This window comes from Nitrosomonas ureae (genome assembly GCF_900206265.1).
GTDB lineage: Bacteria > Pseudomonadota > Gammaproteobacteria > Burkholderiales > Nitrosomonadaceae > Nitrosomonas > Nitrosomonas ureae_C.
Map to the genome: position 1 here is coordinate 833,428 of NZ_LT907782.1, position 25,459 is coordinate 858,886.

20 protein-coding genes are annotated in these 25,459 nt (G+C 46.8%); 12 read left to right on the forward strand and 8 right to left on the reverse strand.

From position 1 onward, the window contains the following. Positions 1 to 11 precede the first annotated feature (11 nt). From CPG39_RS03785 to guaB, 3 genes are read right to left on the reverse strand one after another with little or no spacing between them, the layout of a single operon-like run. The gene (locus CPG39_RS03785; protein WP_096292097.1) at positions 12 to 2,486 is read right to left on the reverse strand and encodes a hypothetical protein; all 2,475 of its coding nucleotides are present in this window, start codon (positions 2,484 to 2,486) and stop codon (positions 12 to 14) included. Next, positions 2,477 to 4,039 (reverse strand): glutamine-hydrolyzing GMP synthase, encoded by a 1,563-nt coding sequence (gene guaA, locus CPG39_RS03790; RefSeq protein ID WP_096292099.1) that lies wholly within the window; start codon positions 4,037 to 4,039, stop codon positions 2,477 to 2,479. Before guaA ends, CPG39_RS03785 begins: the two co-directional genes overlap by 10 nt. 13 nt (positions 4,040 to 4,052) lie before the next feature. Further along, a complete protein-coding gene (gene guaB / locus CPG39_RS03795; RefSeq protein WP_096292100.1) occupies positions 4,053 to 5,516 on the reverse strand; it encodes an IMP dehydrogenase in 1,464 nt (487 codons plus the stop codon). 285 nt (positions 5,517 to 5,801) lie between these two features. Between guaB and CPG39_RS03800 the strand changes: the two genes are divergently transcribed. Both CPG39_RS03800 and CPG39_RS03805 read left to right on the forward strand, forming a co-directional pair. Further along, on the forward strand, positions 5,802 to 6,251 hold the full coding sequence (locus CPG39_RS03800; protein ID WP_096292101.1) for a DUF4124 domain-containing protein: 450 nt from the start codon (positions 5,802 to 5,804) through the stop codon (positions 6,249 to 6,251). A gap of 18 nt (positions 6,252 to 6,269) precedes the next feature. Continuing rightward, complete coding sequence (locus CPG39_RS03805) at positions 6,270 to 7,592, forward strand: FimV family protein (protein WP_096292102.1); 1,323 nt, start codon at positions 6,270 to 6,272, stop codon at positions 7,590 to 7,592. A 190-nt stretch (positions 7,593 to 7,782) separates the two neighbouring features. Here the strand turns inward: CPG39_RS03805 and CPG39_RS03810 are convergent, their stop codons facing one another. Further along, positions 7,783 to 8,868, reverse strand: coding sequence for a TolB family protein (locus CPG39_RS03810; RefSeq protein WP_231990386.1), 1,086 nt, complete (start codon positions 8,866 to 8,868; stop codon positions 7,783 to 7,785). 158 nt (positions 8,869 to 9,026) lie between these two features. Here CPG39_RS03810 and CPG39_RS03815 point away from each other — a divergent pair, with 158 nt between their 5' ends. The 8 genes from CPG39_RS03815 to CPG39_RS03850 all read left to right on the forward strand — a co-directional run bounded on the left by CPG39_RS03815 (position 9,027) and on the right by CPG39_RS03850 (position 17,922). After that, positions 9,027 to 12,425, forward strand: coding sequence for a M20/M25/M40 family metallo-hydrolase (locus tag CPG39_RS03815; protein WP_096292103.1), 3,399 nt, complete (start codon positions 9,027 to 9,029; stop codon positions 12,423 to 12,425). Positions 12,426 to 12,683: 258 nt separating this feature from the next. Next, complete coding sequence (locus CPG39_RS03820) at positions 12,684 to 14,234, forward strand: GmrSD restriction endonuclease domain-containing protein (RefSeq protein WP_096292104.1); 1,551 nt, start codon at positions 12,684 to 12,686, stop codon at positions 14,232 to 14,234. A gap of 251 nt (positions 14,235 to 14,485) precedes the next feature. Further along, complete coding sequence (locus CPG39_RS03825; RefSeq protein WP_096292105.1) at positions 14,486 to 14,974, forward strand: hypothetical protein; 489 nt, start codon at positions 14,486 to 14,488, stop codon at positions 14,972 to 14,974. Then, a complete protein-coding gene (locus tag CPG39_RS03830) occupies positions 14,974 to 15,546 on the forward strand; it encodes a zeta toxin family protein (protein WP_096292106.1) in 573 nt (190 codons plus the stop codon). The genes CPG39_RS03825 and CPG39_RS03830 overlap by 1 nt, the downstream gene beginning before the upstream one ends. Further along, positions 15,543 to 15,752, forward strand: a complete 210-nt coding sequence (locus CPG39_RS03835) for a hypothetical protein (protein ID WP_096292107.1) — start codon at positions 15,543 to 15,545, stop codon at positions 15,750 to 15,752. Before CPG39_RS03830 ends, CPG39_RS03835 begins: the two co-directional genes overlap by 4 nt. A 135-nt stretch (positions 15,753 to 15,887) precedes the next feature. Then, entirely contained in the window at positions 15,888 to 16,544 is a 657-nt protein-coding gene (locus tag CPG39_RS03840) for a peroxiredoxin (RefSeq protein WP_096292109.1), read from the forward strand. 285 nt (positions 16,545 to 16,829) lie between these two features. Then, positions 16,830 to 17,159, forward strand: coding sequence for a DUF4156 domain-containing protein (locus CPG39_RS03845; protein WP_096292111.1), 330 nt, complete (start codon positions 16,830 to 16,832; stop codon positions 17,157 to 17,159). A 466-nt stretch (positions 17,160 to 17,625) separates the two neighbouring features. Then, on the forward strand, positions 17,626 to 17,922 hold the full coding sequence (locus CPG39_RS03850) for a DUF4231 domain-containing protein (RefSeq protein ID WP_172424077.1): 297 nt from the start codon (positions 17,626 to 17,628) through the stop codon (positions 17,920 to 17,922). 96 nt (positions 17,923 to 18,018) lie between these two features. Here CPG39_RS03850 and CPG39_RS03855 read toward each other — a convergent pair whose 3' ends face one another. Then, complete coding sequence (locus tag CPG39_RS03855) at positions 18,019 to 18,540, reverse strand: DUF2726 domain-containing protein (RefSeq protein WP_331716184.1); 522 nt, start codon at positions 18,538 to 18,540, stop codon at positions 18,019 to 18,021. On the opposite strand from CPG39_RS03855, the gene CPG39_RS03860 reads away from it, so the two are divergent. After that, a complete protein-coding gene (locus CPG39_RS03860) occupies positions 18,518 to 18,712 on the forward strand; it encodes a hypothetical protein (RefSeq protein ID WP_145956204.1) in 195 nt (64 codons plus the stop codon). The two genes, CPG39_RS03855 and CPG39_RS03860, sit on opposite strands and share 23 nt — an antisense overlap. Positions 18,713 to 18,858: 146 nt before the next feature. Here the strand turns inward: CPG39_RS03860 and mdoH are convergent, their stop codons facing one another. From mdoH to CPG39_RS14920, 3 genes are all read right to left on the reverse strand, one after another. Continuing rightward, on the reverse strand, positions 18,859 to 21,387 hold the full coding sequence (mdoH, locus tag CPG39_RS03865; protein ID WP_096292117.1) for a glucans biosynthesis glucosyltransferase MdoH: 2,529 nt from the start codon (positions 21,385 to 21,387) through the stop codon (positions 18,859 to 18,861). Then, complete coding sequence (gene mdoG, locus CPG39_RS03870; protein WP_096294249.1) at positions 21,380 to 22,915, reverse strand: glucans biosynthesis protein MdoG; 1,536 nt, start codon at positions 22,913 to 22,915, stop codon at positions 21,380 to 21,382. The genes mdoH and mdoG overlap by 8 nt, the downstream gene beginning before the upstream one ends. A 276-nt stretch (positions 22,916 to 23,191) precedes the next feature. Then, positions 23,192 to 23,656, reverse strand: a complete 465-nt coding sequence (locus CPG39_RS14920) for a hypothetical protein (RefSeq protein WP_096292118.1) — start codon at positions 23,654 to 23,656, stop codon at positions 23,192 to 23,194. A gap of 642 nt (positions 23,657 to 24,298) precedes the next feature. Between CPG39_RS14920 and carA the strand changes: the two genes are divergently transcribed. Next, entirely contained in the window at positions 24,299 to 25,450 is a 1,152-nt protein-coding gene (gene carA, locus CPG39_RS03885) for a glutamine-hydrolyzing carbamoyl-phosphate synthase small subunit (protein ID WP_096292120.1), read from the forward strand. Positions 25,451 to 25,459 lie beyond the last annotated feature (9 nt).

Below are 25,459 nucleotides of genomic sequence, written 5' to 3' on the forward strand. Positions count from 1 at the left end.
CGCAAAAAAAATTATTTTTTTACCTGCAGGGTAAATACATCAACCAGGCGGATCGTGGCCTTGCTGATGTCTTTCTCTGGTGCATCAATTCCAATCACATACCCGGTTAAGGTATCTTCTGTTAGTTTAATGCGGATCATGTGACGAAATTTCTCGGAACGCGCACCGCCCCCAGCTTCATTATTATGGCAATTAAACGCCAAGGACACCGCCAAATACCACCCTAGCCAAATACATCCAAATATCGCACCCGACATAAAAGCCATCAGCAAACGCGATGCGTCTACCGCAACAAGCTCACCTTGCATGGTTGCAAAGAATACGGCTATTCCGATCACAATCCAGGCAATCAGTAACCCTTGGCCAATTTTTTTCTGAACATCAGCTGAAAATTCCCTGAAAAAATATTGAGACGTAAACAAGTGTCCAGCAATCAATGTTATTGCTATCGCAGCACCGCAAATAATCAGCCAGCTTGTCCAATCGACATACAAAGCCAAACACACCGGTATTGAGATTTGCAGGATGGCATGCCAAAAACCTATGGCCAGAAATTTGCCTATATTGGCTTTAGCCACTCCGAGCTTATCCGATGCAAAAAATGGAAATGCGGTTAAGCCTAGAATGACTAATGACCAGACAACGATGACCAACAAATCAAAACTCATGATCGATGCCTTGTATGTGCCATAATGCAGAAAACCCACAGCCATATAAAAGATTCCCATCACGCTCAGTACCCATAAGGGGATAAAATCCAACCAGGTTTCTTTCCTGATTCGGGAGCGTTCGAATAAAATATCACTGTAACAACGGATAAGGCTGAATATCAGCAGCCCTGCCACACATGACAAACCAATCAAAATAGCTGCCAGGAATGATGGAGGGGTCGATTCTCCCGGCTCAAGAATCAGTAGTAATAAGGGAAAAAACCCCAATACAACAGGGATGAGAAATGTTATCAGACGCCTGTTCCAGATATCCCGTGAAGCGCTATATTTAACTTTCAATAACTCCGGGATACTCATGAGCCGCCATGCGATCAGAAATGCAACAAACAAAAGGAGGTAAATCAAATCGATCCAATATCCGCTGAGGGTGGCATCGGTATCCGCAAGAGTCAATGCTACCTGAATGCGCGCCAGAACGTCCTGATCTCCCCAGACTGGACGTAAGTTATTGGGCACAAGTTCAAATAAAGACCACGTGCTTTGTGGAACGGTCACTGCAAAATAGGTGATGAAACCAACCATTGCGCCAATTAACCACGCATACCCCCCCAGAAAGATCTGCCATGGATTGAGAATCCGCTGTGTCACTTCACGATGCGAATCCATCTCAGCAGGATACACGCTCTGTTTCTTGATTTCGCCAGCATCCGTATGGCTTGGATGCAAAAAAGCGCCACCACCGCCTGCCACCACAGAAGCATAGTTGCTGTACTCTCCATTCTCGTTGGCATTGCCCCAATAACGCTCATAATGATGAACATCACCTGAAATATCCAAACGGCATTTGCTATGATCCAATCTGCCATCCTGCAGAAAGCCGGGTTCTAATCCCAATCGTAAGAATAATTCCGTCATGGCAGCATGGCTTGCTGCGCGCTTGCCGAATACCGTACTGGGCTCGGGCGTGGCAACAATTAATTTATCGGGAATTGCATTGCGCAGCGTTTCCTGTACTTCCTCTTTTTTGTTTTCATCAAACAAACTTCCATCCTGGGTAAGCTTGTCACAAAACTGACTGACAAAAAAAGCCTGTTGACGTTTATCCATCTTGCCGGCTTGTGAATCAAGTCCCCATAGCCTCCAACCAAAAGGCAAATTTAACCAAACATAGCTTGATTTTTGTTCACGCCTAAAACCATGCAACCCCAATGGAGGATCGGTAAGATCTTCTTGTTCGCGCACAAGAGGATGAATATCTTGCACAATAGGGTGACAGAATTGCCGGTTGAAACCATCCAAAGCATCATAATAATCATGATTAGCCGGGATACCGTAAATGGGGCGTTGGTCTATCTTTTCTCCGGTAGTAACCGCAATATCCTCATAAGCCCAATTGAAAGGTGTCTGAAAGCGTTCTTTCAAGGCAGCAATATCCGCTGCATGATACGCTGTATCCCCACCGACGAATAAAAACTCACCGCGCGGCAACCGCTGATTAAATTCGCCAGCCCGGCTTAATGAAATGGAATGTCCCCGTGTTATCTTTCCATCCTTACACCACAATCCGCTCATGCACAAATAGGCTACGTTATAGACTGCTCGCGATCCATCTCCGGTATCGGCAATATAGTCAAACCAGTATTCTTGTTCAGTATCATTGCAGTGAGGAGGTGTAAGGGCTTCCGCAAACATCCAATCCCTGGAATCCTGCTTTTCACCATTTAATAGATAACTTAGAATACTTTCAAGACTGGCTAAAAGCTCCCTGCCTGCCAACCAGCTCACCGGCCGTTTGAACTTGCGCTCTATTCCCATTCAATCGTGGCCGGGGGTTTACCGGAGATATCGTAAACAACACGGTTAATGCCGCGAATTTCATTGATAATACGATTGGAAACCTTGCTGAGTAGCGAATACGGCAATTCCGCCCAGTTAGCGGTCATAAAATCCTGGGTTTGCACAGCTCGCAATGCAATCACGTATTCGTAAGTGCGTCCGTCCCCCATCACGCCGACGGATTTGACCGGCAAAAAAACCGCAAAGGCTTGTGAGGTTTTTTCGTACCAGCCGGAATGTTGCAATTCTTCAATAAAAATTTGATCGGCTTGCCTGAGCAGTTCAGCATACTCGTATTTGACTTCGCCCAAAATGCGCACGCCCAACCCAGGTCCTGGAAATGGATGACGAAATACCATATCACGCGGCAAGCCCAGTACCAATCCAAGCTCGCGCACTTCATCCTTAAATAATTCCCGCAGCGGCTCGAGCAATTTCAGATGCAATGTCTCCGGCAATCCTCCGACATTGTGATGGGATTTGATCGTATGCGCTTTCTTAGTTTTGCCACCGGCTGATTCGATCACATCGGGATAAATCGTGCCTTGTGCCAGCCACTTGGCATCATTGATTTTTGCCGATTCACGCTGAAATACCTCGACAAATTCGCGCCCGATAATCTTGCGTTTGGTTTCCGGATCGCTGATACCGGTGAGACTGCGATAGAAATCACGGCTGGCATCGATATGAATCACTTTAACCGCCAGGTTTCCGGCAAAGGTTTCTCTCACCTGCTTGGCTTCATTAGCACGCAGCAAGCCATTGTCGACAAATACGCAAGTCAATTGATCGCCAATGGCACGATGAATTAGCGCCGCTGCCACCGATGAATCGACCCCGCCGGATAATCCCAGAATAACCTGGTCACTGCCAACCGCAGCACGGATTCTGCCAATCGCTTCCTCGACATAGTCCGGCATGGTCCAGTCGCGCCCCAGGCCGCAAATGTCATGCACAAACCGGTCAATCATCGTTTTTCCTTGCGGCGTATGCGTAACTTCGGGATGAAATTGAATGCCGTAGAAGCGACGCTTATCGTCCGCCATGGCGGCAATAGGCGTGGCAGCGTTATACGCCATAACCTCAAACCCTTGCGGTAACGTAATCACAGCATCACCATGGCTCATCCAGACATCCAGAATATTGCTTCCGTCCACGCTGACTCGATCTTTAATATCCTGAAACAATAGGCCATGCTGCGTTGTCTGTATCTCCGCATAACCGAATTCGCGCACCGAGGCACTCTCCACCGAACCGCCCAACTGTGCCGCCATGGTTTGCATGCCATAACAGATGCCCAGTACCGGTACACCCAGCTCAAATACAACTTGTGGCGCACGCGGCGTTTCGTCTTCGATAACCGAGGCGGGCCCCCCGGAGAGAATGATACCTTCAGGCGCAAAAGTCTTGATAAATTCCGCATCGACATCATAGGGATGCAATTCGCAATACACATTCGTTTCGCGGACACGACGGGCAATCAGCTGTGTATATTGGGAACCGAAGTCCAGGATCAGGATTTTTTGATGCATTATGTCCGGGCCGTTATTTGACGTGATAATTGGGAGCTTCTTTGGTAATCTGAACATCGTGCACATGGGATTCGCGGATGCCGGCTGAAGTGATTTCGACAAACTCCGCTTTGTCGTGCATCACCGCAATCGTTTCACACCCCAAATACCCCATGCTCGAACGCACCCCCCCCATCAACTGATGAATGACTGCAGAAATACTCCCTTTGAATGGAACACGCCCTTCCACGCCTTCAGGAACCAGTTTGTCGTTATTCTTATGTTCCTGATCCTGGAAGTAGCGATCACTGGAGCCCTGCTGCATGGCTGACAGTGAGCCCATACCGCGATAGCTTTTATAAGAACGACCTTGAAACAATTCAATTTCGCCCGATGCTTCCGCAGTTCCAGCAAACAATCCACCGAGCATCACCGAATCTGCTCCGGCCGCCAGTGCCTTGGCAATATCACCCGAATAGCGGATACCGCCATCGGCGATCATCGGTATGCCGCTCCCCTTTAATGCTTCGGATACGTCATGAATAGCGGTTATTTGCGGAATGCCCACGCCCGCGACAATGCGCGTGGTGCAAATGGAACCGGGGCCGATACCCACTTTCACCGCATCCGCGCCATGATCCGCCATCGCTCTGGCAGCTGCTGCTGTCGCGACATTTCCACCGATCACTTGAATCGACGATAGATTCTTTTTAACCCAGGCAATGCGATCCAGAACGCTTTGTGAATGACCATGCGCAGTATCAACGACAATGACATCGACACCGGCTTCCGCCAATGCCAATGCGCGTTCTTCACTACCCTCGCCAACACCGATAGCCGCGCCTACCCGCAACTGTTCCTGTTCATCTTTACTGGCCAACGGATATTCCGAAGTTTTGATAATATCCTTCACTGTAATCAGCCCGCACAGTTCAAAGTTGTCATCGACCACTAGAACGCGTTCCAGACGGTGTTTGTGCAACAATCCCAGCACAGCTTCGCGCGTTGTATCTTCCGTGACCGTCACCAGACGGCTTTTGGGTGTCATGATGTGCTTGATGGCCTGATCAAGATTGGTTTCAAAGCGTAAATCCCGGTTGGTAACGATACCGACGACTTTTTTGCCGTTCACCACCGGCAATCCGGATATTTTGTGCCGCCGTATCAGTTCGAGCACTTCGCGCACAGTCATGTTCTGATGAATCGTGATCGGATCTTTGACTACGCCGCTTTCAAACCGTTTGACTTGCGCCACATGCGCCGCCTGGGCCTCGATAGGCATATTTTTGTGGATGATACCGATACCGCCTTCTTGCGCCAAAGCAATCGCCAAAGGCGCTTCCGTCACGGTATCCATGGCGGCTGAGATAAGCGGGATATTCAAGCTGATGGTGCGTGTCAATCGTGTCGCCAAACTGACATCGCTCGGAAGAACCGTCGAATGGGCCGGAATCAAGAGAACATCATCAAAGGTAAGCGCTTTTTGAGTCAATTGCATAATGACAATCCTTTGCAAAGCGACATTATAGCCAAAATCGGCAACAATTTTCGTGCCAATTCGCCCAAGAATACAGCATATTTCAAGTTAATATGTTTTAATGCACGAAATCTTTAAGGAAGCTCTAGAAACCCGCATCTGCTATTTCGAGCACGGTGAGAAATCTTTAACCATCACTGTCATAGACTTTCGCCTTGCTCGGAATAGCGTTCGCTCGGAGCTTCCTTAAGTTGCCTAAATACGAAATCGATATATTTCAGACCTATTATTTTTCTGGAGCATGCAATGAGAATTGTTGTATTTACTGTGACTATCTTGCTATTTAGCGCTTCAGTCAGTGCACAGATTTACAAATGGGTGGATGAAACCGGCAAAATACATTACACCGACCAACCCCCTCCTCCTCATGTGAATACAAAAGAACAGCAATTAAATATCAACACAGCACCGGCGGCCGGCAGCCACCCAGGCAACCCATCAAATGCCTTATCTGATGAGCGGGAAGAATTTGAGAAACGCAGAAAGCAAAGACAAGAGAACGAAGCGAAAGACCAGGCACAAGCTGAAATAAACAAAAAAAAATGCACGGAGGCTCAGACTCAACTTAGAATGTACGCTGACTCACCCCGCCTGACGATTCCAGATGGTGCGGGTGGAATTGTCTATGTGGATGATGATCTGCGGCAAAGGAGAATTGATGACGCGAATAAAGCAATCGCCACATTCTGTAGATAATCAATACTCTTAAATTAAATGGTCGCAACTATTGGCAAATTAATTGCTGTTTTTCTTTTCTTGCTAACAGGTACTTCAGTTTCGGCTGAAGTACCTGTTTCATATTCTGAATCGGGTAGCAATTCGTCCAGCCGTACGGGTGTGTCCCAACAAGAAAACTTAAGACCTGGAATGTTATGGCAAATTCGACCGGGCGAAGATATTTTGCAGATTGCCCGTTTGATATTTCCTGACAATACCCATGCCCGCAATAACCTTGTCCGCGCTATTATACAGAGCAACCCGGAACATTTTCCGGGTGGCATATATCGACCTATACCAGCCGGAACAACGCTCCACATCCCGGATTTAAGAACGATCAGCGCCTATGCAAAACCTGCAACCCAATCACGACACAATAGATCGAAAAAGAATCCATCCCAACGCGAATCGCAAGAAACAACTCAAGAGTCCTCTCAGTACCCGCCTAAAGATCATCAACGGACACTCAATCTGATTGCACAACTCGAACAAATTTCTGATGGCGAGGCTAATCAACTCAATCTGCTTACCCGGCACGTTGAATCGATGGAAACGCAGATTGCCGCAATACAAACGCTGTTGTTATTGAAAGCTGCAATCGCGCAGGAAAAACAAATCGAAAACGTTGAATTCATTGCAGAGATTGAGCAAGAACCCGAAATAGTTACAATGATACAGCCGGAAGACAACCCTTCTCAGATCAATACCACTATTAGTACGGCGGAAGACATCGTGCAGCCGATTGAAAATTCGCCCCCCTGGAGTGACTTCAATGCGGTTTCATTAGATGATGACTTATTTTCGGATCCCACTTTTCTTTTTGGCATTTTACTGACTTTATTGATTATCCTTATGATGTTACGCAGCCATAAAAAGATTAAAGAGAGATTTATGCGCCCCCCGGATGAATCATTGACGAGCGCACGGCATCGTTATGCAGAAGTCTTACTGCAGCATGCTGAAAAAATCGCTCAATCAACAGAAAATTCTCCTGATAGGCGCGATCAGACAACATCGGCGCCCCCTGCATTCATCGAACAGGAAACACCCGAAGCTGCGATTGAATTATTACAAAAACAATTGGCAACCAATCAGCATGACATACCGACCTGGTTGATATTATTCGAAGCATTATACAAATCAAACAATCGACGGGATTTCAAGAAAAACGCACGGCGTTTTAAGCGAATGAAAATATTTCCTGATATATGGCGGCAAATTCAGGCTCTGGGACATCGGCTCGAACCCAATGAATCGCTTTATTTTGATGAACAAAAACGCCGAGAAAAGTTTTTTTCTGATACATCGCAAGTCAGCTAAAAGCACAGCAAGTAAATCTGCAACACTGATTCCAAAGACTTTTCACTGTACCGGATCCTATAATTTTTTACGAAACTCCGGATACATGTCATTTTGGGCATGGCGGCAAATCTATCGCATTGATTGTTAAATATTCCCAATATGCTCGAAACAACCGCTACGAATTTTTCAGAGCTACCTTCAGTACCGACTATTTCAATGAAAGACTTTCCAGTGCTCTTGCGTGATTCCATTCACCATGAAACAACAGGCCCTTTTTCTCCGGGGTGCGATCACTGGTCCAGGTGATATGATTACCATCCGGCGTGAACACCGGCAAACCGTCGAAACCTTCCATATCGGTCACACGAACAGGTTCTTTCTGCCCGTCGGCATCGACAATATACAATTCAAAATTGCGGTGCCCATGTAAATTAGTCGCAAAAATAATGTACTTGCCGGAAGGATGATAAAAAGGCGCCCACGACATGACATTCAGGCGCGTGATCTGTTTTTGATCGGTACCATCGATGTTCATGGTGAAAATCTCCGCCTCGCGACCGCTTTCCGAGAAACGCCGCCACACGATCCGTTTTCCGTCGGGACTGAAGAATGGACCCCCATCGTAACTTTGTGTGTGCGTCAGCCTTTTGACGTTGGAACCATCGGCGTTCATGATATAAATATCGATCATCGAAGCCGGATTGACTTTGAACAATGCCGCTTCTTCCGCCGATAATTCATCACTATACGCACGGCGATTTGATGCGAATGCGATCAGCTTACCGTCCGGCGACCATGACGCTTCGGCATCGTAACCCAGCGTGTTGGTCAGATTCCGTATGTTTTTCCCGGAAAAATCGGTTTCGTAAATATCATAAAACTCATCATAATCCCATGAATATGATCTTTGTTCCCCTGATTTGCGGCGCTCGATCTCTGCAACCATCTTGGCTTTGGCTTCCGCATCCTCGTGAGTCGAGGAGAACAATACTTTCTCCTGCACCGGATGAACCCACGCACATGTGGTTTTGCCAGTGCCTGGAGACACCTGCTGCACTGCACCGCTGTTAATATTTTTCAGAAAAATCTGATAAAACGGATTATCATCCGCCACTTCCGCCTGGTAAATCATCCACTTCGAATCCGCGCGGTAATACGCCTCCCCGGCGCGTTTTTCCTTGACGGAAAGCTGGTGTTCGTTGGTGATGAAATCAAATGCACCGGCATGGGCTGTTGTCAGAAAAACCAAGACTAACAACAAACTGCAAAATGTTATTTGTATAAAATTTCTCATAAAATTAAAAATACCTGGTAACCGAATAAATAGAAAACATTTAAACATAGGCACAAAAGGAAAGTAAACACTCAATGCGATAGAATGCAATGAGTAATAACACATCGCTTTATCCCAACGTTCAAATTTATAAACCACCCCATAGATTTAAATAAAGAATGCAAAAATCAATTAACCTCGGCATCGCATGTATTTTTATTGTTGGCAGCCTGTTATGCAGCATGATCGCGTCCGCGAGCGCTTCAACTTTCCATCACCGGATGCAAATCCAATTGTCGCCGGATACTTCGGAGATTCGTGTTCAGGATCGGATTAAAATCCCTGATCAGGCACGTGAGGCAAAACAATCGGTGCAGCTTGAATTCTTTCTCCATGCGGGCTTGACGATTACTGATGTGCAGGGAGCGACAATCAGGACGGATGGCAATCAAGCCGCCTTGAAATCCCGTCCCATTTCAATCCGCCATTACACGGTTACATTACCGCCGGATCAGCAAACCTTCACGCTGCAATACCAGGGCAAGATCCACCACGCGCTTCAAGGGCCGGGACAGGAATATTCGCGCAGTTTCGGTTCCACACCGGGTGTGATTTCATCGGAAGGTGTGTATCTGGCCAATTCCAGCGCATGGTATCCGCAGTTTGGTGAGGCCTTGGTATCGTTCCACTTGGATATTCAATTGCCGGTTGATTGGGATGTGGTAAGCCAGGGCACGTTATTGCGCGAGCAGCAAACGAATACGATGCAAAATATCGTGTGGGAGGAAAAACAGCCGCAAGATGATATCTATCTCGTCGCCGGGCGCTATCAGCGTTACACGCAATCCGCCGGCGCGGTGAATGCCTTAGTTTATCTACGCAGCGCCGATCAAGCATTGGCGCAAAAGTACCTGGATGCAACCGCGCAATACATCGCCATGTACAATAAACTGATCGGTCCGTATCCATATAGCAAATTCGCGCTGGTTGAAAATTTTTGGGAAAGTGGTTACGGCATGCCGTCGTTCACGCTGCTCGGCCCCAAAGTGATTCGTTTTCCGTTCATTTTGCATTCGTCGTATCCGCATGAAATTCTGCATAATTACTGGGGCAACGGTGTGTTCGTCGATTACGCCAAAGGCAATTGGGCGGAAGGATTAACCGCTTATCTCGCCGACCATCTGGTCAACGAGCAACGCGGCAAAGGCGATGAATACCGCCGTGATGCCCTGCAAAAGTACGCGGATTTTGTCAGCAAGGAGAAAGATTTTCCAATCATCCGCTTTGTATCGCGCCATAGCGCCAGCTCGGAAGCGGTGGGATATGGAAAAACCATGATGTTTTTCCATATGCTACGCCAGGAATTGGGCGACGAAGCTTTCACACGCGTATTGCGGCAATTTTATAAGCAGTTCAAATTCAAACAGGCAACTTTTGCAGATTTGCTCGCAACATTCAACGCAACCACCAATCAGGATTTTTCGCAGCAATTCGAGCAGTGGGTACATCGCGCCGGTGCACCGGATCTGGTGCTGCGGCATGCGGAAACCGAGCCTACTGTACAGGGATTCAAGCTCACTTTAACGATCGAACAAACCCAAGCGGGCAATCCATACCGATTGAAAATACCGTTCTCCGTCACGCTGGAGAATGATGACATGGCAGTGGAATCGCATATTCTCGTCGACCAGCGCGCACAAACCATCGTCCTGGAATTTGCCAACCGTCCGGTGCGCATCGACCTTGATCCGCATTTCGATGTATTCCGGCGTCTGGATAGCCGTGAAATTCCCTCGGCGTTATCGCAAGGTTTTGGTGCGGAAAAACCCTTGCTGATTTTGCCCGCACGGGAACATCCGTCTATTTTGGCAGCGTACCGCAACCTGGCCACGAACTGGCAGAAAACGCAATCGAGTCCTCTGGAAGTCATCACCGACGATAAACTGCGAACGTTACCTGCAAACCGTACCGTCTGGATCATGGGATGGCAGAACAAGTTTACCGATGCCGTTACCCAAACTTTGGCGGATCGCGGTGTTACCCATCAGAACAAGCAATTGCAGCTGAATCAAAAAAACTATCCGCAGGCGGATCATGCGGTAGTGCTGACAACCCGGCAACCATCCCATGCGGATAAAACCTTGCTATGGGCCGCTGCCGATAATCCCAAGGCAATTGCCGAATTGGCCAATAAATTACCGCACTACCGCAAATACAGCTATCTGGTGTTTAAAGGCGACGAGCTGACCAATATCGACAAGGGCCAATGGCCGATCACGCAATCGCCGCTCTCACTACCCGTGCAGCAAAAAGACGGCTACGTTCTTCATGCCGCACAGACCACGCATGCCGGTATTACCAAGCCCCGCCGCGCATTGGCGGAACTGCCGCCGGCATTTTCCGAAAGCCGCATGATGGCGGATATTCATCATCTGGCACATGAATCGTACAAAGGCCGCGAACTCGGCACGCCGGAATTGGATGAAGCGGCCACTTATATCGCCAAGCATTTTCAGCAAATTGGCTTGTTGCCGGGCGGCGATAGCGGCAGTTTTTTCCAGACCTGGCAGCAGGATGTCGGTTTACCGAAAGGCAACGTTGCCTTGCGTAACGTTGTCGGCATTCTACCCGGCACCAACCCGCAGCTCGCCGGGCACAGCCTGGTGATCGGTGCGCATTACGATCATCTTGGTACCGGCTGGCCGGACGTGCGCGCCGCGCATCAAGGCAAAATTCATCACGGCGCGGACGACAACGCCAGCGGCGTCGCGGTAATGCTGGAACTGGCGCGTCAAGTGGTTGGCAAATGGCAGCCGGAACGCACCGTCATTTTTGTCGCGTTTACTGGCGAAGAAGCGGATTTGCTCGGCTCCAAGCATTATGTCCGTAACAACGAATCATTCCCGGCCGAGAAAATCATCGCGATGCTCAATCTCGATACCGTCGGGCGGCTTGAAAACAATCCGGTCACGATATTTGGCACCGGCACCGCGCGTGAGCTGGTGCACATTTTCCGTGGCGCGGGATTTGTCACCGGCATCCCGATCAACGCGGTGCAGGATGATTTCGGTTCCAGCGACCAGGCCGCATTTATCCAGGCGGGTATTCCGGCAGTACAATTTTTCGCCAGTGCACACGAGGATTACCATGCCCCTGGAGACACCACCGATAAAATCGACGCCGCCGGATTGGTCAAAGTCGCCGCAATTCTCAAGGAAGCCACCGAATACCTCGCCAACCGCATCGAACCATTGACGGTTACGTTATCATCAGCCCCCGCACCAGCAACCGAATCCAGTGAACCTAAAGAAAAACGCACCGCCAGCCTCGGCACCGTCCCTGATTTCTCCTACCCAGGCGAAGGTGTGCGCATCGACAACACCCTCCCCGACTCCCCGGCACAACAAGCCGGACTGCAACAAGGCGACATTTTGATTCAACTGGCTGGGCAACCAGTTAGCGATTTGACATCGTATGCGGCGATTTTGCGCTCACTGAAAGCGGGGGAGAAAGTGGAATTGCAGTTTCGGAGAGATGATGCGGTAATAGTGGCTGAAGTGGTGTTGGTGGAACGTTAGCAGCCTAATTGCTGATTTCGGATCGATTTAATTGCTGAAGCAGCAACCGAGCCGCCAAATGGAGCTTGCCGTCAAAAATAATAGAGTGTTACTCCATGAAATATTGGTTTTTCCATACTTAAATGAACATACTGGTAATTTTTTAGCCGATCACATTAGCCATGTTTGCTGATTTCAACTGCTTTGAAAAAAATGTCTCATATAATACGCTACATACCAAGACCAAGCGTCTCATAACTAATAAACATAGGATATATAATGCTGAAAAATATAGTGCTTGATGCTCTAATCGCAAGAGAAGACTTCGAAGTTAAAGATGAGACTGGCGGCACTACAAGGAATATTGGCACTGTCGGCACAAGAGATCTTGAGTACGACTCATTCTTTTTTAGTGCTCTTAGGAAACCTGATTTCCAAAGAGAAACAAATGAGTGGGATGCTAAGCGTATCGTTTCATTAATCGATAGTTTCATTTCTGGCGACCTAATTCCTGCGGTAATTCTTTGGCGCAGCGCTGCAAGCTACACTTTTGTAATTGATGGAGCTCACAGGCTTAGTGCTTTGGCTGCATGGATTAACAATGATTTTGGTGATGGAAATATTTCCAAACAGTTCTATGATGGAGTTATTCCAGAAGAGCAGATTTCTGCTGCTGAGGATACCAGGAAGTCTGTAAGAAAGCAGATTGACTTATATTCAGACTATAAATTGGCACTAAAAAACCCCGAGAAAGTTGAACCTCATATTGCGGAAAAGGCTAAATCACTTGGTGCCTTGGCAATCCAAGTACAATGGGTTGAAGGAGATGCAAAAAAAGCTGAAAGCTCGTTCTTCAAAATTAACCAACAAGCTGCACCTATTGATAAAACCGAGTTAATGTTGCTGCAATCAAGACGAAAGCCCGCTGGAATTGCGACAAGAGCTATTTTACGAAGTGGAAAGGGGCATAAGTATTGGTCATATTATTCACCTGAAGTACAGAATGAAATTCAAGATCTTGCAGAAGAAATAAATGAAATATTATTTCAACCTTCTTTAAAAAATCCTATTAAAACACTTGATTTACCAGTAGGAGGAAAAAATTTCTCATCACAGGGACAATCGTTAATTCTTGAACTAGTTAATAAAACTAACAATGTCGATAATAATAATGAAAAAGATGATGTGGATGGAAATGAAACCGTTTTATATCTTAAAAAGTGTTTAAAAGTTATTAGATGCTTAAATAGTGTGCACTCTTCCTCTTTGGGTCTTCACCCTGCAATTTATTTCTATTCAAAAGATGGTAGGCATAAGCCCGCATCTTTCTGGGCGGCCATAGATTTTATTCAAGAGCTCGAAAAAACAAAAAGCTTTAGTCTATTCACTAAATTCAGAGAGCCATTTGAACAGTTTATTCAACAGTATGATTATATTGTTCAGCAAGTTGTCAGAAAACATCGAAGCGCTTCAGCAGCTTATCCTTATATTACAAAACTATACTTTGTTGTTCTTGAGCTATTGAAAAAGAACATACCTGTTAACGAGCTTCCAAAACATATATTGACTAATGAAAATTTTTCTTATGTAACCTTAAGTGATCAAGGTTTAGAGGAAATTACAAGCAAGGATTTTTCAAGAGAAAAGAAGTCGGAGGTGTTCATTAGGGAAGCAATTGAAAGTGCTATTAAATGCTCAATATGCGGAGGACTTTTGCATAAAAATTCTATAACTATAGATCACATAAAAAGAAAAGAAGATGGTGGTCTTGGAAATCCAGATAATGGTCAATTAACTCACCCATACTGTAATTCAACATACAAAAATTAGTAAAAATGCAAATAACAACTCGCTCAAACATATTAAGCATTGCGCGCTTTACTTGATAGTACTATAACCCGATTATGCCTCGTAGTTTACCGCCGGTTTGGTACCCCGTGTACTTCATGCTCAACACTGCCACTTAGCTCGGCATTAACCTCATGCGATACTTCCTCTTTATTCTCCTAGCTTTTCTAATCCAGTCAATTTCTGCCTTCCCAGCATCCAGCACATGCCCGGCAGTTTTAGATTAAGAATGCTTGGTAAAAAATTCACTTCAGTTGTATCAAGAAGATGCTGAGCAGTGGTGGAAAATTTATCACCATACCATAGCCAAACCCAAGGCGCGCAAAAATTTCAACGATGTCACACTTTTTTTGCGCCTATGGTCTGGCAGCACCGATGGAAAAATGACTGAAGGTCTTGTCACCAATACTGATGAAATTCTGGTCAAGAACAGCCTATGCTTCTTTGAAGGAATACTGGGACTATCCAAGCAAGAAATAGCTGCATTCATTACGCACTATTGGTTATTGACAGAACCAGGACCGATTGCCATGGCACTCAAGCAAGCCTTGGAAAATACACGTTATCGGGATATAGCAGCGCAATTACTGCAAGAAACTTGCATTCAAGTCACAGATTGGCAAAATTATGCACGTCATCCACGATTAACTCTTACAAACTACATGACTGCTACGATCATCCAACACAAACGGACACAGAAACAACACGGGGAGATTGTGTAATGCATACCTGCTGGATCATTGCCGGACCGAATGGTGCAGGCAAAACCACATTCGCACTGGAATATCTGCCCAAGGTGGCGAACTGTGCTCATTTTGTTAATGCCGATCTGATCGCAGTTGGTCTTTCTCCGCTGGCACCGGAGCGAGAACTTATTGCGGCAAGCCGTATTTTTTTGAACGAAATCGAAGAAAACATCAAGCGCCAAGAAAATTTTGCATTCGAAACCACGCTTTCAGGTCGTAGTTATTTACGCCTGATCGATCGGCTGCAGAGCGATGGTTGGCAAGTGGAATTGATCTATCTTGCCTTGTCCAGTGTCAGAATATCGGAAATGCGTGTAGCGGAAAGGGTCGCACATGGTGGTCACAATATTCCGTTGCGCGATATTAAGCGGCGTTTTACTCGTAGTTTAGCTAATTTACTCAATGTATTCAGCCATAAGGTTGATCGCTGCATTTGTTTTATGAATAATGGTCAAATGCCGATTCCCGTGTTTGAACAAACGGGCGATAACCGTGATATTCTTCACGAAGTTTATCACCAGCAGTTATTAATGGAAGTTACGAAATGAAGATAACCTCAAAAGCAAAGCTCTCAGAAAATGGTCAGGTAATCCTGGATTCGCTGCAAAAAGCTGTAACGCTGGCGCTTGAAAGAAAACGTCGATTGGGCCATTACGCCGTGATCTGGCAGGACGGCAAACCAGTGATGATCGGCGAGGATGCGCCGAAGGCATCAGAAAATTCTGCCAGTTCTGAAGCTGGCAGAGGCTTTTAAACTGAATCCTCTACTGTATGTTCCCATTAAGAACGGGGTGGTTAACTGATCAACCTTCGGTTAGCAGACACATAGTTTCCCTGTTGTAGTCATTTCATGCAAAAATATAAAAATAAATTAAGCTAAGGAGATGTCATGTCACTGCGTATTAATGATCAAGCACCTAATTTTCAGGCAGAAACCACTCAGGGAAGAATCGATTTCCATCAGTGGATCGGCGATAAATGGGCGGTATTATTTTCCCACCCTAAGGATTTCACGCCGGTTTGCACAACGGAATTGGGATATATGGCCAGTATTCAAGCCGAGTTCGATAAGCGCGGTACCAAACTTATCGGGCTGAGTATTGATCCGCTTAATGATCATGAGAAATGGCTCAAAGACGTTGAGGATGTCGGGGGTTCATCGGTTCGTTACCCGGTTATTGCAGACACGGATCTGCATGTGGCCAAACTTTATAATATGTTCCCTGCCGATGAAACAGGTTCAGCGGAAGGACGAACGGCCCTCACCAATGCAACCGTCCGCTCAGTATTTATCATCGGCCCTGATAAAAACATCAAGCTCATGATGACTTACCCTATGACTACAGGTCGTAATTTCAATGAAATCTTGCGCGTTATTGATTCAATGCAGCTAACCGCAAAGCACAAAGTCGCGACACCCGTAAACTGGCAGCAAGGCGACGATGTCATCATTGTTCCTTCAATCAGCAATGAAGAGGCGCAGAAGATTTACCCGCAAGGCTGGGAAACAGTAAAGCCCTACCTGCGCAAGGTCAAGCAACCATGATTTTTATATACAGCCGGTTACACTCTTTAATCTATTGATCGATGGTTTTAGTCCACGATGATCTGCCAATAAAAAAGGATTAGCTTAAATGCCAATCCTTTTTTATTTCCGCACGAATCCCAATTTATTTTTATCATATTGTTAAGGTCGGGTATTTCTTCGATAATTCCGAGAGGTTAAGAAAATTAATTGGCGATGAAATCCGACCAAACGCGTGCGGAACTCTGCTCGATGAGTAAATCGTTGCGTTATATATAGGCATATTCTTCAATAAAGGAGTATTCAATGAAAAAAATCCTTATTGCTATTTGTGGTGGTCTAATACTGTCTTCTTGTACATGGGTTAAGGTTACTTCAAAAGGTGAAGGTGTGCGCCTGGTGCAATCAACTCGAACAGTCGAATCATGTAGGAAATTAGGGCAAGTTAATACCAAAGTTGAAAGTAAATTAATAGTGTTCAACCGTGATGCGGATAAAGTTTCAGCTGAACTTGCGGACCTTGCACGTAACGAAGCGGCTTTGATGGGTGGAGATACGATTATTCCCATTTCAGAAATTACTGAGGGAAGGCGCAGTTTTGGTGTTTATCAGTGTTTCGCGACAAGAACGCAATGATTAACCTATCCCGTGCGTGGATTTACACAACAAGTGACTCTGGCCGGAAAACAAATGTACATGCAAAAACATCTGGAGTTAAAATGACTTGCCCAATATATTCGGGCGATTTGTTCCGGAAAGAGGCTCTTAAACACCAAGAGATCGGCAAAACGTTCCTCTTAATCGCGTTTTAATAAGGGGATGCCGTCGTATGAATAATAACGCTCTGATTTTGGTTGATTCGACAAAACTCCGCGAACTTGTTGCCGGGCTTGATCTGCACGATGAGAAAACTAAATAATACATTGAAGCTCGCTGGCTGAAATATGTCGAGTGGTGGGATTCCCGAACTAGCAGCGCAAGAAAGAAATACTATGCCTTGCGTAGCGCAGTAGTGATTGCAGGCGCACTCATTCCTGCACTGGTAGGTCTTCGGTAGTTGGTGGAGGGAGAATACGGTTGGATTTTTGCCGTCGCGTCAATCGTGGCTAGCCTTATCGTAGCAATCTGTGCAGGTATTGAAAGTCTCTTTAATTTTGGCGATATCTGGCGTGAAAAACGTGCTGCTGCAGAACTGATCAAGAGTGAGGGTTTCAGTTTCTTTCAGTTGATCGGTGAGTACACGCCCTTTAAATCCCATCAGGAGGCCTATCCGCTATTTGCCAGAAACGTTGAGAACCTGATCCGCAATGAGATTAAAGACTATATATTCGCCATTAGCACGAAGAATCAGAATTCCACCTTAACCAGCAGATCGACTGGCAACGAACAACAAGGTTGAGACATGCCGATTTTATTTATAGACGGGTTAAAAAAATAGAATTCTTGAATAATTACGTAGGCAATACTTATCAATCTTAAAAAGATTGATGTAAAATCATATGGATGATGTATTCAAAGAATTTAATATCACATCTCTGACCGCTTTAGAGCAATAACTTGCTCGACTCGGAAAACGCAATAACTTAAATCCGGCAGTAATACATACTTTCTCCACAAAACTGCTTTTGGCGCGAGCAATGCGCCGAATATGATTGTGATCGTCCAGTACTATAACGGCAACCACTGAAAGTGTATGTTTTTCACATAAAATATAATCAAAATGCTTAGGAGGTATCCGGTATATCGCAGCCTTACAATTTTGTATCGTAAAAATCTCATCGGGTGTAAGCACGTCATTAATCCGTACCTTCGCAAATATTTCATAGTCTTTGGATAAAGATTCTTTTAACGCCAGAAAAAAAGAATACTCAGTACTAGAAAGAATTTCCTCGAGAGATTCATATTTAAAATGTTTAGACTTGTGGCGAAATTTAAATAATGTAAATGTCTTGGTAAAAATTGTAATGATGTTCATAACTGAGCATTGGCTGTACATGAAAAAATATGATATCGGCATGCACAAAAGCACTTTGAAGGTTCTTAGCAAAATAGCGCATGTAATTTGCTTAATCTTGACACGAATGCCGGTCGTCGCAGCAATCCAGGATTTTCTTCACGCTTTTCAACACTCCGCTAACCCGTATCTACATCCGTTTTATCACGATGCAGCCGTGCCCGCACCTATGTAACTTCGTCAATCAGTGTTCCTTGGGACCTGAAAAAAGAATGGCAAAATGCAAATTAGGAATGACCGGGAATTCGTGCTCAAAAAAACGGCAGCAGTACCAAAAAATCCGAAAGCCGCTAATTATTCAGCGTTTCCTTAATGCTCGGCTTATTTCGCTTTCAACGCCAACGGATTTAGCGCCAGTTGTTGATAGTAATTCACCCATGAAGAGTATTTCTCCGGCGCCGCCCATACGCGGTAATGCAGACGAGACATGGTAACGGGATCGCTCAACAGTACCAGACGGCGATCGAGATTGAGTTTATCCGGGGTTTCATTCAGCGCCTGCTCAACATGACGATCGCGGGCACTCTCAAGCACTTTACTTTCGCGGTGACGCGCGGTGGCCATCGCTGTCGCCAGTGCGTTGAACGATGGATGAAACACGGCGTGCATAAAGCCGTCGCCCAGCGTGCGGTTGCGATTCATTACCAGATAGTTGTCTGTATCCACCAGCACCTGAGGTGGCGAATACTCTTCCGGTATCATGAACAACTTCCAACGTTTGGCGCGCAAGCCAACAGACGCGCGACTGGAAATGACCGACACGAGCGGTGACAGAATCAACGAGAAGACAATAGGCGCCAGCCAGAACAAGAAACGCAGATCAAGCCACGCCATTCCTAGGGCCCATACCAGCCCCAGCAACAGCTGAGAACCATGGCGCATAAAGGCTTCACTCCACGGCGTGGAATCGTCGTCACGCTGTGGCGAGTTCCACACCACCTCCCAGCCAAGGAACGCGCTGACCACGAATACGGTGTGGAATAGCATACGCACCGGTGCCAGCAGCACCGAAAAGAGCACCTCCAGCAACAGGGAGATCGTAACACGAACGAACCCACCGTACTCTTTCGTCCCTTTGCACCAAATAAGCAGAATACTCAACAGCTTGGGCAGGAACAGTAACACCATAGTCGAGGCTAGCAGCGCGATCGCCAGTTCCGGTCGCCACTGCGGCCACACCGGAAACAGCTGGTGCGGTTGCAGGAAATATTGCGGTTCCGTGAGCGTATGCACCACCTGCAGCGCAGTAGAAAGCGCAAGGAACATAAACCACAAGGGCGCGGAAAGATAGGACATTACCCCTGTCAGGAACACCGCACGGTGTACCGGATGCATGCCTTTTACCAGAAACAGGCGGAAGTTCATCAGATTACCGTGACACCAGCGGCGGTCGCGCTTAAGCTCATCCAGCAGATTCGGCGGCAGTTCCTCATATGAACCCGACAGATCGTAAGCGATCCACACTCCCCACCCCGCACGACGCATTAATGCCGCCTCCACGAAGTCGTGAGAGAGAATGGAGCCCGCGAAAGAACCTTCACCCGGCAGAGGCGCCAGCGCACAGTGTTCAATAAACGGTTTCACACGGATGATCGCGTTGTGACCCCAGTAGTGTGATTCCCCTAATTGCCAGAAGTGCAAGCCGGCAGTAAACAGCGGCCCGTAAACGCGGGTCGCAAACTGCTGGCAACGCGCGTAGAGGGTATCCATGCCTGAGGCTTTCGGCGATGACTGAATGATGCCGGCATTCGGGTTAGTCTCCATCAGGCGCACCAGATTGATCAGGCACTCCCCTGACATCACCGAGTCCGCATCCAGCACCACCATGTAGGTGTACTGGTTACCCCAACGACGGCAGAAATCGTCAATATTGCCGCTCTTACGCTTCACGCGGCGGCGGCGACGACGATAGAAGATCCGGCCTTCACCTTGAACCTCTGCAATCAGTTCCATCCACGCTTTCTGTTCTGCAACGCAGATATCAGGGTTATAGCTGTCGCTCAGAATATAGACATCGAAGTGTTGTTGTTGACCCGTCGCTTTCACAGATTCCCAAGTCGCGCGCAATCCGGCAAATACGCGATTCACGTCTTCGTTGCAGATAGGCATAATCAACGCTGTACGATGCTCGGGATTGAGTGGCACATCCCCTGCCGTCGATGCCGAAATACTATACTTATCTTTACCGATCAGTAGTTGCAAAAAACCCATCAGCGCCGTCCAGAAACCGGCGGATATCCAGCAGAAGAGAATAGCGAAGAGGATCAAAATGCCGCTTTGCAGTATATAAGGTAGCAACTGCATAAACGATATCCGCGCATCCTGGCCAATTATATCGATCGGATTGATCAGCGCCCAGCCCTGGTAAGGAAGGATAGTTTTCATATACCAGGTCGCAACCACGGTTTGCGACAACGTCAGCAGCAGCAAAATGTAGCGGCGGATGGTGCCGACGGTGCGCCATTGCTGTTCGTGAGTCTGCTCTTTCTGCGTCAGTCGCGACACATAGCTCGGCGTAATATCCCGCCCACGCAGATGATCCCAGAATCGCCCAATCGGATTGGTGCGCCACGGTTCCGGTGACATCGATGAACGCGTTGCTTTGGGCATCGCCTTCAGTTGCGTACGCTCTTCGTCGTCTTTAATCAGTTGTCCGTCAACTAAAGCATCAGGCCAGCTCTGCTTTAGTCGCGCTTTCACAGACCCCAGCGGCGAATCATCTTCACGCACATAGTGATGTTGCTCAGGATCCAGCGCCTCATGAAGGGTGCGGATATCCATTGTCGGCAGCGCCGCTTTCTCAGCTTTAGTCAGCAGCAGCGCGTCTATATACCCAGCTACCTTATTCATCGGAAGGTAGCTGATAGCTCCAGGTTTCACTTAGCGTCTGGTCACCGTTGACTAGCACAGCGCGCATCTCAGTGATTTTCTTCACATCTTTCACTTGTATGCGCAACATCAGGCGCCAGCCTTTAATGACCGGGTTGTAACGTGCGCTGCTCTCAACGATCTCACCGTTGTCATCAATACTGGCCTGAACCGTAACAGGAGTATTCTGCGGTAGCTTCTTCATCTCCGCGCCAGTGAAATCGACGACGAAGGCGATCGTGCCATCAGGCCGACGAATAAGATTGGACTGTTTTACATCACCTGTTGAACGACGGGTCTGCATGACGTACGCGTTATCCGGATCATGTAGTTTGTCTTCGTCACGGCTGAAGGTGATGGTGTAGTTGAAGTTCATCTCTTTACCAGCTTCCGGCAATTGATCCGGCGTCCAGAAAGCGACAATGTTGTCATTGGTTTCGTCGTTGGTCGGAATTTCCACCAGCTCGACTCTACCTTTGCCCCATTCCCCTTTCGGCGTTACCCACGCGCTCGGACGTAGATCATAACGGTCATCCAGATCCTCAAAACGCGAGAATTGGCGGCTACGTTGCAGCAGACCAAAGCCCTGTGGGTTTTCCATGGAAAAACTGCTGATAGCCAAATACTTCGGGTTGTTCAGCGGACGCCAGATCCACTCTCCATTGCCGGCGTGAATGGAGAGGCCGTTAGAATCATGTAACTCAGGACGGAAGTTTGTCGTCGGAGAAGGCTGGTTAGAGCCAAACAGGAACATGCTCGTCAACGGCGCAACGCCCAGCTTACCGACCTCATCGCGCAGATAAACTTTCGACTCGACGTCAACCACGATATCGCGATCCAGAATCATGACAAAGCGGTAAGCACCCGTCGCACGCGGAGAGTCGAGTAGCGCATAGATTGTCAAGTGCTTGTCAGCCGGCTTAGGCCGCTCGATCCAGAATTCTCGGAACCGGGGAAACTCTTCACCGGAAGGCAGAGCGGTATCGATAGCCAGCCCGCGTGCGGAAAGACCATAAAACTGGTCTGCGCCAATCACGCGGAAATAACTGGCGCCGAGCATACTGAGAATTTCGTCGTTTTTATTTTTGCTATTGATCGGATACAGCACTTTGAAGCCGGCAAAACCAAGATCTTGCACCGTGTCTTTGTCATACTCGACATTGCCGAAATTGAAATAATCAGAACTGTATTTGATTTTATGTACCGACGTGGCGGTAACTTCATTAATTTCGACAGGCGTATCGAAGTACATGCCCTGGTGGTAAAACTCAAGCTTGAATGGAGTCTTCAGATTACTCCAGTAAGCTTTATCATGATTAAACTGAATCTGCTGATAATCCGCATATTTCATAGTGCGGAAAAGGGAAGGCAAGTTGCTTTTCGGCGCTTCATAGCTTTGGCCAGCTAATAATTGAGCTTGTTTTGCGACATCATCGAAGGTAAAGGCCCAAACCGACGAGGCATGCAGGGCCAACATCACTGCTGCGCCCACCCAACACATTTTTATCATTTGTGGTTTATGTTTCATCAGTTCATCCTTTGTGTGCTTATATCGATCCGGTCCATTCTAATGAAAACTCAGGCAAGCCAGCAACAGAACTCCCGCTTTGTTCAGCGCGCTGCTCATGAATTAAACAAGTAAAAATGCCTCATTTTCACTTTGCGTGATTATCAGGTCAAATTCAATCCAGAAATTTTACTTATTAATAGTTCTGTACTTTCTTGCTTGCCACCATTACCGAGCTGGAACTTGGTCAGCTTGGCGATCTAAGGTGCAGGTGCTTCATCACGTTAAAATTTTACAATCTGATGCGTATGGTGATGATCTTTGGCTGGCAGTTGAGCACGACATAAGAGTCAATTCATGTATCCTGCTAAACCTTATCCAGATGTTCCTTAGAATGTTTGTGTTATCTGATAAATTGATGACACCCTGCACCGTCAACATCAAGGTGTTGTCGCCATTACCATACAAGGCGATGGCTTCAATTCCGTGAATTTTGTCGATCACACCCGATAGATCCAAATTAAAGTTGCTTCCGATCAATCCTAAAGTATCAGTACCTGTACCACCGTCGACGAACTCGAAATCACCATTCGACATGTGAATGTAATCGTTACCGGCACCACCATCAAACGAATCCGCACCGCCTCGACCGATCATCCGGTCATTGCCTGCTTCGCCACTGAAGCACTCTGGAGCTTTGGTATCAATAAAATTATCATCTCCAGATGTACCTTGAAAATCCACTTCATCGACTTAGCTGCTGCAGCCAAAGATCACGTAACTAGAACCCGAACTATTACCATTCGAGTCGGCGCCAAGAACTCCCACAATCAAATCATTAAACTAATATCCATTGATGTCTCTCGCTCTGCTGACTGAGAAACCTATATACCTTCCTCCGAACACACCATCTAAACGAAAACCGTTATTACCAATTGAGACTGGACATGTTTGTTGCAGATTTAAACCTGAGGCCTTGCCAAACACTACATAGCTAGTACGGAACAAGAATATCGAATACGAGGTTCGTATATCTGCGAGGGAAACTCAAGGATTTTTACGGACTCCAGTGTTGCTGCATATTTTTCACTCCGGGCATCAATTATCAACAGTAAAAACTATGAGGAAATCATCTGCGGATGTTTTGCGCTGCGGAGGGGAATTACACACCCAGGCTTTTGGATACAGCAACAAATTGATTATAAGTGTCTATTTATTTCAATTTTCCCATCACATCTATTTTGAGTATTAATCCGGCAGCATAAGTTTCACAAATAGAAAAATAAACCTTTTTCACGTATAATTCTTTCTTCAATAACCAAGGCATCCAAACGAGTCTGTCCTGGTTCTGTTTCTCTGATTTTGCCAGTTTCCAAGGAGTTTTCTGTGTCACAACGACCGCATGCCATCCTAGCGCTCGCCGATGGAACAATTTTTCGTGGCGTGTCTATTGGCATTGACGGCATTAAAGCAGGCGAGGTGGCGTTTAATACTGCGATGACCGGTTATCAGGAAATATTGACTGATCCGTCTTATTGTCAGCAAATTATCACCTTGACATATCCACACATCGGCAATACCGGGATCAATCCCGAAGATTTCGAATCCGGCAATATCAACAAGGTTCATGCGGCAGGTTTGGTAATTCGAGATCTTCCGTTGATGGCAAGCAGCTTTCGCAAAACCCATACTTTATCCGAGTTTCTCCATGAGCAGGGCGTCGTTGCCATTGCTGAAATTGATACCCGCAAGCTGACACGCATCCTGCGCGAAAAAGGCGCACAATCGGGCTGCCTCATGGCGGGAGAGGTAGACGAGGAAAAAGCATTACAAACTGCAAGAGAGTTTCCCGGATTGGCCGGTATGGATCTCGCTAGAGTGGTCAGTTGCCGTCAATCGTATACCTGGACAGAAGGAGAATGGTTATTGGAATCCGGTTTTCAAACTCCGGAAAATTTCCAGCTTCACGTTGCAGCTTTTGATTTTGGTATCAAGCGCACGATTTTACGCAAATTGGCACAACGCGGTTGCAAGGTAACGGTTTTTCCCGCGCAAACATCCGCTGATGAAATTTTTGCAATACAACCTGATGGAGTATTTCTCTCTAATGGCCCCGGGGACCCTGAGCCCTGCGATTACGCCATTTCTGCAACCCAATCCCTATTGAAAAGCAATATCCCGATCTTCGGCATCTGCCTGGGTCACCAATTATTGGGATTGGCTAGCGGCGCACGCACCGTAAAAATGAAATTTGGCCATCATGGCGCAAATCACCCAGTACAGGACATCGTCAGTGGGAAAGTTATCATAACCAGTCAGAATCACGGATTTTCAGTGGATGCTGATACGTTGCCTCCCACCGCACGTATCACGCATGTATCCCTGTTCGATGGCAGTTTGCAAGGTTTTGAATTAATCGACCAACCGGCGTTTTGTTTTCAGGGGCACCCGGAAGCCAGTCCAGGTCCGCATGAAGCCGACTATCTGTTTGATAAATTCATCAACATGATGCAGCGTTATAAAAATAACCCCCAATAACCATTACGT